General features: G+C 59.9%; 7 protein-coding genes. 2 read left to right on the top strand and 5 right to left on the bottom strand.

The window, feature by feature from the left end; genetic code table 11:
• Positions 1 to 111: 111 nt before the first annotated feature.
• The 4 genes from gpgF to PMI32_RS15080 all read right to left on the bottom strand — a co-directional run bounded on the left by gpgF (position 112) and on the right by PMI32_RS15080 (position 5,067).
• Positions 112 to 1,107: a glucosaminyl phosphatidylglycerol flippase gene (gene gpgF / locus PMI32_RS15065; protein ID WP_008029272.1), complete on the bottom strand. Its 996-nt coding sequence runs from the start codon at positions 1,105 to 1,107 to the stop codon at positions 112 to 114.
• On the bottom strand, positions 1,104 to 1,880 hold the full coding sequence (gene gpgD / locus PMI32_RS15070; protein WP_008029269.1) for an N-acetylglucosaminyl phosphatidylglycerol deacetylase: 777 nt from the start codon (positions 1,878 to 1,880) through the stop codon (positions 1,104 to 1,106). Before gpgD ends, gpgF begins: the two co-directional genes overlap by 4 nt.
• Positions 1,873 to 2,994, bottom strand: a complete 1,122-nt coding sequence (gpgS, locus tag PMI32_RS15075) for an N-acetylglucosaminyl phosphatidylglycerol synthase (RefSeq protein WP_008029267.1) — start codon at positions 2,992 to 2,994, stop codon at positions 1,873 to 1,875. The genes gpgD and gpgS overlap by 8 nt, the downstream gene beginning before the upstream one ends.
• A gap of 183 nt (positions 2,995 to 3,177) precedes the next feature.
• Complete coding sequence (locus tag PMI32_RS15080) at positions 3,178 to 5,067, bottom strand: methyl-accepting chemotaxis protein (protein WP_008029266.1); 1,890 nt, start codon at positions 5,065 to 5,067, stop codon at positions 3,178 to 3,180.
• Between the two features lie 174 nt (positions 5,068 to 5,241).
• Here PMI32_RS15080 and PMI32_RS15085 point away from each other — a divergent pair, with 174 nt between their 5' ends.
• Positions 5,242 to 6,729: a helicase HerA-like domain-containing protein gene (locus PMI32_RS15085; protein ID WP_032828755.1), complete on the top strand. Its 1,488-nt coding sequence runs from the start codon at positions 5,242 to 5,244 to the stop codon at positions 6,727 to 6,729.
• 105 nt (positions 6,730 to 6,834) lie between these two features.
• Here PMI32_RS15085 and PMI32_RS15090 read toward each other — a convergent pair whose 3' ends face one another.
• Positions 6,835 to 7,290, bottom strand: coding sequence for a DUF721 domain-containing protein (locus PMI32_RS15090; protein ID WP_008029261.1), 456 nt, complete (start codon positions 7,288 to 7,290; stop codon positions 6,835 to 6,837).
• Positions 7,291 to 7,597: 307 nt separating this feature from the next.
• Between PMI32_RS15090 and secA the strand changes: the two genes are divergently transcribed.
• Positions 7,598 to 10,333 carry a preprotein translocase subunit SecA gene (gene secA, locus PMI32_RS15095; protein WP_032828754.1) on the top strand — a complete coding sequence of 912 codons (2,736 nt, stop codon included), beginning with the start codon at positions 7,598 to 7,600 and terminating at the stop codon, positions 10,331 to 10,333.
• Positions 10,334 to 10,383: the final 50 nt, after the last annotated feature.

Genomic DNA, 10,383 nt, shown 5'->3' with positions numbered 1-10,383 from the left:
CGAAAGGGGCAAGAGCCCTTGGTTACTTGGGGCTCTTCCAAGTGACTCGCTGTAAAAGCGAAACCATAAGCCGCCGTTACCGCAGCAACGGATATACACACAATCCAAAAACTAAGCCTGCCTAAACCTCATCAACTTCTTCAACAACGGCCGCCCAACCATCAACAAAAACACCGGCCCCCCCACCACCAGATAAAAGTAATAAGTCACCGTCCGCCAAATCAGAATCGCCGCCGCCGCAGTGGATTTCCCCACCATGGGCGCCAGTAATGCAGCCGAGGTCAATTCCGCCGCCCCGGCGCCCCCCGGCAACAGGCTGAACTGCCCCGCACTCAGCGAAAGCATCTGAATCAAAAAACTCCAGGCCCACTGTAAATCCGCGCCGAGCCCGCGCAACGCCAGGTACAACACGCTATAGCGCAGCACCCAATGCACACAGGTCAGGGCAAACACCTTGATCAAAGTCCGAAAGGGCAACTTCAACGTGTCAGTGAACGCCGCAAGAAAGTGCAGGAGTTTTCGCGCCCAGCGCAGGCGCGTGGTGCCTTTGACATTGAGGCGTGCGAGCAGCCGCCCGCTGAGGCGAATCAGCAGCCGATGGTAGCGCGCGATCACCACACAACTTAGCAGCCCGCCGAACATCGATATCGCACTGACGGTCAGTAGCCACTCCATGCGTTCGCTGAGGTGCTGAAACAGCGCATAAATCAGAATCCCGCTTAACGCGCAGAGAAAGAACAGCAGATCGCTGAGTTGGTCCATGGCGAAAACCGCGCTGCCCCGTGCCGGGCGCACCCCGTTGCGGGCCAGCAGCGCCATGATGGTCAGCGGTCCGCCGCTGCCGCCCGGTGTGGCGCAGTAGGCGAACTCAGCGGCCATCACCACGCCGAGGCTTTTGACCGGGCTGACCTTGTCGCGCTCATCACCCAGCAACAGGCGCAAGCGCATCGTGTTCACCACCCAGCACAGCAGGATCATGCCGAACATGATCAGCAACCAGCTCAGTGGAAAGCTTTGCAATCGCGACCAGGTCTGGTTGCCACCCAGCAGCAGCGGAATCAGCACCGCCGCGAGCAGCGCGACAAACAGCAGAATCCCCCGGCTCATGCGGCGCGACCGACACGGTCGCTGTGCAGCACCAGCCAACGAGCCTTGGTCATCGGCATGCGGCCTTGGTCGAGTAATCGCTTGAGGGTGTGCAGCCAGTAATCGCGCGCGAACCGATGACGCATGTCCACCGGGTGCAGGCCTAGACGAATTACCGGCGCCTGGCGCAAGCGTTGTTCGCGCTGATCGCTGACGATCTTCGACAAACCTCGCCGCCATGCGCTGCGCGCACTCCAGACCAGTCCCGGCGCATCGACCGGGGTGAAATCCGGCAGACGAAAAAGATGCTGTGGATCGCTGGTGTAACTCAGGGGTAACTGGCGCAAGGCCCGGCGCGTACCTTCGCTCATCAACCAGGCCGGAGCGACGAACCCTTCGAGCGGCCAGTGATAGCGATGAAACAGCTCGATACCTGCGCGCAGACGCGCGAGGGCTGCGTCCTGCGACAGCGTGTAGAACTCGCCTTCACGGGTATAAATGCGGCGCATGAACCAGTCTCGTGGCGTGTTGGGCGACGGCTCGTCATCACAATGAAAATAGCCGTGCAGCGCCAGTTCGTCACCTCGAGCGACACGACCGGTCAGCAGGCGGCGCAACCCAGGGTGTGCCTCCAGATCGTTGTGTCTGTGGTAATCCGGCACCACCAGCCAGGTCATCGGCACTTCACCCAAGGCGTCGACGGCTTCGACAAAAGGTTGGTAATCGGCCCAGGTGTGCGGCGCGACGTCATGCAGTACGAGTAACAGGCAGGGCGCGGTCATGGGCTCAACCATTGGCGGCCAGCGGCCATTGGTTGCCGAGGACAGCGTGATAGTGGCCCAACAGGCTGTCGACCACCGCGTCCCACGAGTAATGCCGTTCGACATGGAGGCGCGCTTGTTGGCCGAACGCGGCACTGCCTGAACTGAACAGCTCCCGCACCGCATTGGCCATCGCCACCGGGTCGTTCGGCGCGCACAGCAGCCCGCATTCTGCGCTGATGATTTCTTCAAAGGCTCCCGCCGCCACGGCTACCACCGGAATGCCGCTGGCCATGGCTTCGAGGATCACCAGGCCAAACGTTTCCTGGTCTCCGGCATGCAGCAGCGCATCGGCGCTGGCCATCAACTTCGCCACCTGCGTGACGGGGCAGAACTCATGGATGACGGTGACGTTGTCCGGGACCACGACCGGCATCGACGACCCCACCAGCAACAGGTGATAACGCCGCCCCAGGCGTCGCATGCATTCCAGCAACACCGGCAGGTTTTTTTCCTTGGAGCCTCGCCCGGCAAAAATCAGCAGGTGTGTATTTTCATTGATGCCCAGTTGCGTGCGCAGGCTTGGATCCCGGGCATCGGGGTGAAAGGTTTGCAGGTCGACGCCCAGGGTTTGGACGAAAACGTTGTTCACGCCCAGGCTGGTCAGTTTGTCGGCCATGATCCGGCTCGGCGCCAAGACCCGGTCGAAGTTGCCGTAGAGCTTTTTGACATACGCTTCGACGTTGGTTGTGACCCAATTGCCCATGCGATTGCTGACCAGCAGCGGCAAGTCCGAGTGATAGAAGCCGATCACTGGCACGTCGAGTTGGCGGCGGGCGTCGAGCGCCGCCCAGGCTGTGAGGTACGGGTCGCCGACCTCGATCAGATCGGGCTGCAAATCCTGCAGGACATTTCGCCAAGGGGCGAGACGGAGAGGGAAACGATAACCCTTGCCGAAGGGCAGGGCAGGGGCCGGAACAGTGTAAACGCCGTCCTGTTCGCTGAGATGTGGACCGGGGATCAGCAGGCTGTGGCGAATGCCGGGCTTGACGCCCAGACGACGGTGTTTTGCATCCAGATACGTGCGCACGCCACCGCTGGCAGGGGCGTAGAACATGGTTATGTCCGCGATGTGCACGATGAACATCCCTCCGGTCCGTTGTACTCCCTTGGTTGACCTTAATGAAGAATAGATGTTCGGCTGGGGTTTTGTGGTGTGTTACAGACCGGCTTCGCGGGCAAGTCGGATCGCCGCACCGCTCGCTCCTACAGGTTCACGTAAAACCTTGTAGGAGCGAGGCTTGCCCGCGAAGGGGCCTTCAGAAGCGCATCAGATCCGGAAACTACCTACCAACTGCTTGAGACGCGCCGCCTGCTGCTCCAGGTCCGAACACGCCCGCAACGTCGATTGCAGGTTTTCCACCCCTTCCTGGTTGAGCGTATTGATCTCGGTAATGTCGACGTTGATCGATTCCACCACCGCCGTTTGTTCCTCGGTCGCCGTCGCCACGGACTGGTTCATCCCGTCGATTTCACCAATGCGCAACGTCACGCTGTTCAGGCGTTCGCCCGCCAGGTTGGCGATTTCCACGCTGTCCTGACTGTGGCGCTGGCTGTCGCTCATGGTGCTGACGGATTCGCGGGCGCCGATTTGCAGCTCCTCGATCATGGTCTGCACCTGCTGCGCCGACTCCTGGGTGCGATGCGCCAGGTTGCGCACTTCATCGGCCACCACGGCAAAACCACGCCCGGCTTCACCGGCTCGGGCCGCTTCGATCGCGGCGTTCAGCGCCAGCAGGTTGGTTTGCTGGGAAATGCTGGTGATCACTTCGAGAATCTGCCCGATGTTCACGGTTTTGCTGTTCAGCGATTCGATGTTGGTGCTCGAAGCGCTGAGCATGCTCGACAGTTGGTTCATCGCGACAATGCTGCGATCCACCACCTGTTGGCCGTCTTCGGCGAGGTTTCGGGCATCGCTGGCCTGGCTCGACGCCTGGGCTGCATTGCGCGCGATTTCCTGGGCTGCGGCACCGAGCTGATTGATCGCGGCGGCGACGCTGCTGGTGCGCGAAGCTTGCTGGTCGGAGTTGTACATCGACGAGTTGGAAGCCGCGACTACACGCAGTGCCACTTCGTTGACCTGGCCGGTGGCCGAAGACACTTCGCGGATCGAACCGTGAATGCGCTCCACGAAACGGTTGAACGCGGTGCCCAGGAGGCCGAATTCATCGTTGTTCTGGATAGTGAGGCGTTTGGTCAGGTCGCCCTCGCCGTCGGCAATGTCGGCCATTGCGCGGGTCATGACGTGCAGCGGCTGGATCAGGATGCGGATCAGCATGCCCAGCAAGGCAATGATGATCGCAACTGCGATGACGGTCGCAACGACCGCCGAGGCGCGGAAATCGCTGAGTTTCGCGAAGGCTTTGTCCTTATCCACCGACAGACCGATGTACCAGTTGACGGATGACAGGCCTTTGATCGGGGTGAAAGTGACGATGCGGGTTTTGCCATCGACTTCCACTTCACTGAAATCGCTGCTGATGCGCGGTGTATTTTTCGGGTACGACTCAGCCAGGGATTTCATCACCAGCGCTTTGTCCGGGTGCACCAGGATCTTGCCGTCGGCGCTGATCAGGAACGCATAACCCATGCCATCGAAGTCCAGCGCATTCAGGCTGTCGGCGATCACTTGCAGGCTCAGGTCACCACCGACCACACCGATGTTTTGGCCATCCTTGAGCACACTGTTGACGATGGAGATGACCAGTTGGCCAGAGGCCAGATCGATGTAGGGTTCGGTCAGCGCCGAGCCACTGGTGCTTTGGGCGCTTTTGTACCAAGGGCGGGCGCGCGGATCATAGCCATCCGGCATTTTGCTGTCCGGGCGGATGATGAAGGTGCCATCCTTGTTGCCAATGTAAGCACCCATGAAGGTCGACGTCACCGCCTTCTGCTCCAGCAGCTTGGTGACGTTGCCGATGTCCGGGTTCAGCGCGGCATTTTGTGCGAGGTTTTCGATCAGCAGACTGCGCCCGGTCAGCCAGGTCTGGATATTGTTGGCAGTCACGCTGCCCATTTTTTGCAGATTCTTGTCCAGGTCCTCACGAATGGCGTTGCGCTGTAGATAGTCGTTGTACAGGGTGAACGAGGCGAACGCGGCAATGACGATGAGGGCGGCGGCAAGCAGGATTTTATGGCTGAAGCGCAGATTTTTGTTCATGGCTTGGGGTTCCGCTAAGGTCTTAATGCCCAAGGCGTGCTTTTATAAGGAAGCGTGCAGTGGGCGGTCATGAAAACAAGCTGATATTTCCGTCCTCTCCTTGGGGGGATTACCGAAGCTTTTCAGTCTTTTATATCGGCCGTGCAGAATTAAAGATTAACCATGGGTGACCAAATGCCTGATTCATCGCAACTCGTTATCGGTGCCGATCTCGCGGGGCAACCGATCGCCCAGGCCATGCGCCTGGCGAACCGTCACGGTCTGGTCGCGGGCGCTACCGGGACCGGCAAGACCGTCACCTTGCAACGACTGGCCGAAGCGTTCAGCGATGCCGGCGTGGCCGTGTTTGCAGCGGACATCAAAGGTGACCTGTGCGGCCTCGGCGCTGCCGGCAACCCGCAGGGCAAGATCGCCGAGCGAATCGCCGGGATGCCCTGGCTGAATCACACGCCGCAGGCGTACCCGGTCACCTTGTGGGACATTCACGGCCAGTCCGGTCATCCCTTGCGCACAACCTTGAGCGAAATGGGCCCACTGTTGATTGGTGCCCTGCTGGAGTTGACCGACAGCCAGCAATCGGCGTTGTACGCCGCGTTCAAGGTGGCGGACCGCGAAGGCCTGTTGTTGCTGGACTTGAAGGACCTGAAGGCACTGCTCAATCACCTGCGCGACCACCCCGAATTGCTGGGCGACGACGCCGCGTTGATGACCACCGGTTCCAGCCAGGCCCTGTTGCGCCGATTGGCGACCCTGGAACAACAAGGTGCTGAAGCCTTGTTCGGCGAGCCGGCGCTGCAACTCGAAGACATTCTGCAACCGACCGCCGAGGGACGCGGGCGCATTCACTTGCTCGATGCCAGTCGTCTGGTGCACGAAGCGCCGAAGGTCTACGCGACGTTCCTGTTGTGGCTGCTGGCTGAACTGTTCGAGCAACTGCCGGAGCGCGGCGATGCCGACAAACCGCTGCTGGCGCTGTTTTTCGACGAGGCCCATTTATTGTTTGCCGATACGCCCAAGGCGTTGCAGGAGCGATTGGAGCAAGTGGTGCGGCTAATTCGCTCGAAAGGCGTGGGCGTGTATTTCGTCACCCAATCGCCGGGCGACTTACCGGATGATGTGCTGGCGCAGCTCGGTTTGCGTATCCAGCATGGTTTGCGTGCGTTCACTGCCAAGGAGCAGAAGTCCCTTCGTGCGGTGGCCGAGGGCTTCCGGCCAAACCCGGCGTTCGATGCCTTGTCGGTGTTGACTGAACTGGGGATTGGCGAGGCGCTGGTCGGCACGTTGCAGGACAAAGGCACGCCGGAGATGGTCCAGCGCGTCCTGGTGGCACCGCCGCAATCACGGATCGGGCCGCTGAGCGAAACCGAGCGCACGCTGCTGATCGCCGGCTCGCCGTTCAAAGGGCGGTATGACAAACCGGTGGATCGCGAATCGGCCTATGAAGTGCTGATGGGGCGCAAAGGCCTGGGGCCGGAACCCGAAGCGGCACCGGGCAAGGCTGCTGCGGAGGAACCGAGCTTCACCGACAAGGCTGGAGAGTTTCTCGGCACGGCGGCAGGGCAGGCGCTGAAATCGGCGATGCGACAGGCGGCCAATCAGCTTGGTCGGCAACTGGTGCGCGGGTTGATGGGGTCACTGCTCGGCGGCAGTAAACGCCGTTAATTTCCTGACGGATGCATCCCCTTGTAGGAGCGAGGCTTGCCCGCGAAGGGGCCCTTGAGGGCGCCAAAAGCTTCGCGGGCAAGCCTCGCTCCTACAGGGGCCGTGTCAGTCTTTGGGTTTGGCGTGTGCCGCCAATCGCTCCAGCGCCGCCCGCAGGTTCGGATCGCTGATCCCCTCAGCCGTAGCCTGGATCGTCGCCCCCGCATCCGTCGACAAACTGATGGTATGCCCGGCCGCTCCTTGCTGAACGGTCGGCGGCTGCACCTTGAACAGAATCCGCGTCAGGCTGGCGAACTCATCAAACATCTGCAACTGCCGTTGCAGACGCTTCTGTTGATAACGCAGACGCGTTGCCCAATGCCCGTCGGTGACAATCAGCAACAGGCTGCCTTCGCGCCACGACGCCACATGGCAATGCTCGCGCGCAGCGGGCTGCAATTGGCTTTCGAGCAGACGTTGTAAATGACCCAGGCGTTGAGCATGGCCAAAAATGGCTTTCAGCGGTTTGGCTTCGCGAAGCAGAACGGCGGGTGCTCTGGCCGTAAGAGGGCGAAATGCCATGATCAGACACCTGAAGTAACAGAGCGACCATGGTAGCAGAAAGCACTGGTTGCACCCGACCCATTGCTTTGCGCGCGCTTTACCCATTAAATCAACAAGTAACTTCTGCCGTCAGTGGCTTGAAGTTCAGCAAAAAGCCCTTATTTTAAGTGAGCCCCGTAACAGCGCAGTGCATGCATCGTGGAACAACGCCACTTTCCTCACCATCGTTTCCGGGTAGAATGCTCGTTCGCATGCGGCCATGAGGGCTGCACGGGCGACTCACGGGGCCGCCCTCCATCCCTTTAGTGTGGAAGATCCTGCCGATATGTTTGCGCCTTTGTTAAAGAAACTTTTTGGAAGCAAGAACGAGCGTGAAGTCAAACGCATGCTCAAGACGGTGCAACTCGTCAATGCCTTCGAAGAGCAAATGGTGGCCCTTTCGGACGATCAATTGCGTGCCAAGACGGATGAGTTCAAGGCCCGCATCGCCAAAGGGGAAACCCTCGACAAGCTGCTGCCTGAAGCCTTTGCGGTCGCCCGCGAAGCCGGCAAGCGCGTCATGGGTATGCGCCACTTCGATGTCCAGCTGATCGGCGGCATGACCTTGCATGAAGGCATGATCGCGGAAATGCGTACCGGTGAAGGCAAGACCCTGGTGGCTACACTGGGCGTTTACCTCAACGCGCTGTCCGGCAAAGGCGTGCACGTTGTTACCGTGAACGACTATCTGGCCCGCCGTGACGCCAACTGGATGCGTCCGCTCTACGAATTCCTCGGCATGACGGTCGGTGTGGTTACACCTTTCCAGCCGCCGGAAGAGAAACGTCAGGCCTACGCCGCCGACATCACCTACGGCACCAACAACGAATTCGGTTTCGACTACCTGCGCGACAACATGGCGTTCAGCATGGAAGAAAAATTCCAGCGCGAACTCAACTTTGCCGTGATCGACGAAGTCGACTCCATTCTCATCGACGAAGCCCGTACCCCGCTGATCATTTCCGGTCAGGCCGAGGACAGCTCGAAGCTGTACATCGAGATCAACAAACTGATCCCGCAGCTGCAATTGCACGTCGAAGAAGTCGAAGGCGAAGTCACCAAGGCCGGCCATTACACCGTCGACGAGAAGACCCGTCAGGTCGAACTCAACGAAGCCGGTCACCAGTTCATCGAAGACATGCTGACCCGCGTCGGCCTGCTGGCTGAAGGCGAGAGCCTCTATTCGGCGCATAACCTGGGCCTGCTGACCCACGTTTATGCCGGCCTGCGTGCGCACAAGCTGTTCAACCGCAACGTTGAATACATCGTGCAGGACGGTCAGGTTGTCCTGGTCGACGAACACACCGGTCGTACCATGCCGGGTCGCCGTTTGTCCGAAGGCCTGCACCAGGCCATCGAAGCCAAGGAAAACCTGAACATCCAGGCCGAAAGCCAGACGTTGGCGTCGACCACGTTCCAGAACTACTTCCGTCTGTACAACAAGTTGTCCGGCATGACCGGTACCGCAGACACCGAAGCGTTCGAATTCCACCAGATCTACGGCCTGCAGGTCATGGTGATCCCGCCGAACAAGCCTTTGGCGCGTAAAGACTACAACGACCTGGTGTTCCTGACCGCCGAAGAGAAATACGCGGCGATCATCAACGACATCAAGGAGTGCATGACTCACGGCCGTCCGGTGCTGGTGGGTACTGCAACCATCGAAACTTCCGAACACATGTCTGCGCTGCTGCAGAAGGAAGGCATCGAACACAAGGTCCTGAACGCCAAGTTCCACGAAAAAGAAGCTGAAATCATTGCCCAGGCCGGTCGTCCAGGCGCACTGACCATCGCTACCAACATGGCCGGTCGTGGTACCGACATTCTGTTGGGCGGCAACTGGGAAGTGGAAGTCGCGTCTCTGGAAGCCCCGACGCCGGAGCAGATTGCCCAGATCAAGGCCGACTGGCAGAAGCGTCACCAGCAAGTGCTGGAGTCGGGTGGCTTGCAGGTGATCGCGTCCGAACGTCACGAATCGCGCCGTATCGACAACCAGTTGCGTGGTCGTGCCGGTCGTCAGGGTGACGCCGGTTCCAGCCGTTTCTACCTGTCGCTGGAAGACAGCCTGATGCGCATCTTTGCCTCTGACCGGGTGAAGAACTTCATGAAAGCATTGGGCATGCAGTCCGGTGAAGCGATCGAGCACCGCATGGTGACCAACGCCATCGAGAAGGCTCAGCGCAAGGTTGAAGGCCGCAACTTCGACATTCGTAAACAACTGCTCGAGTTCGACGACGTCAACAACGAACAGCGTAAAGTGATCTATCACATGCGCAACACGTTGCTGGCCGCTGACAACATCGGTGAAACCATCGCCGACTTCCGTCAGGACGTACTCAACGCGACTGTCAGCGCCCACATTCCTCCGCAATCGCTGCCTGAGCAGTGGGACGTGGCGGGTCTGGAAGCGGCGTTGCAGAGCGACTTCGGTGTGGCGCTGCCGATCCAGCAGTGGCTCGACGAAGACGATCACCTGTACGAAGAAACCCTGCGCGAGAAGCTGATGCAGGAGCTCATCGCGGCGTACAACGAGAAAGAAGACCAGGCGGGCGCCGACGCGCTGCGCACCTTCGAGAAGCAAATCGTTCTGCGCGTGCTGGACGACCTGTGGAAAGACCACCTGTCGACCATGGATCACCTGCGTCACGGCATCCATTTGCGTGGCTATGCGCAGAAGAACCCGAAGCAAGAGTACAAGCGCGAGTCGTTCACGCTGTTCTCCGAGCTGCTGGATTCGATCAAGCGCGACTCGATCCGTGTGCTGTCGCACGTTCAGGTTCGCCGCGAAGACCCGATCGAAGAAGAGCAACGCCTGCGCCAGGAAGCCGAAGCACTGGCGGCGCGCATGCAGTTCGAGCACGCTGAAGCACCTGGTCTCGAGCAACCGGAGCTGCTGGGTGAAGAGGTCGATGTAGCCCTCGCCGTAGCGCCGGTACGCAACGAACAGAAGCTGGGCCGCAACGAACTGTGCTACTGCGGTTCGGGCAAGAAGTTCAAGCATTGCCACGGGCAGATCCAGTAAAACCCGTTTCATACGCTGAAATACCCGCGCCGCGACCGGCATCAGCCGTC

It is taken from the genome of Pseudomonas sp. GM60 (assembly GCF_000282415.1).
Taxonomy (GTDB): domain Bacteria; phylum Pseudomonadota; class Gammaproteobacteria; order Pseudomonadales; family Pseudomonadaceae; genus Aquipseudomonas; species Aquipseudomonas migulae.
This window is presented reverse-complemented; position numbering and strand designations above follow the sequence as displayed.

Coding starts and splice junctions, on each gene's coding strand:
- gpgF (WP_008029272.1), bottom strand. CDS start 1,107: ATGAGCCGGGGGATTCTGCTGTTTGTCGCGCTGCTCGCGGCGGTGCTG.
- gpgD (WP_008029269.1), bottom strand. CDS start 1,880: ATGGTTGAGCCCATGACCGCGCCCTGCCTGTTACTCGTACTGCATGAC.
- gpgS (WP_008029267.1), bottom strand. CDS start 2,994: ATGTTCATCGTGCACATCGCGGACATAACCATGTTCTACGCCCCTGCC.
- PMI32_RS15080 (WP_008029266.1), bottom strand. CDS start 5,067: ATGAACAAAAATCTGCGCTTCAGCCATAAAATCCTGCTTGCCGCCGCC.
- PMI32_RS15085 (WP_032828755.1), top strand. CDS start 5,242: ATGCCTGATTCATCGCAACTCGTTATCGGTGCCGATCTCGCGGGGCAA.
- PMI32_RS15090 (WP_008029261.1), bottom strand. CDS start 7,290: ATGGCATTTCGCCCTCTTACGGCCAGAGCACCCGCCGTTCTGCTTCGC.
- secA (WP_032828754.1), top strand. CDS start 7,598: ATGTTTGCGCCTTTGTTAAAGAAACTTTTTGGAAGCAAGAACGAGCGT.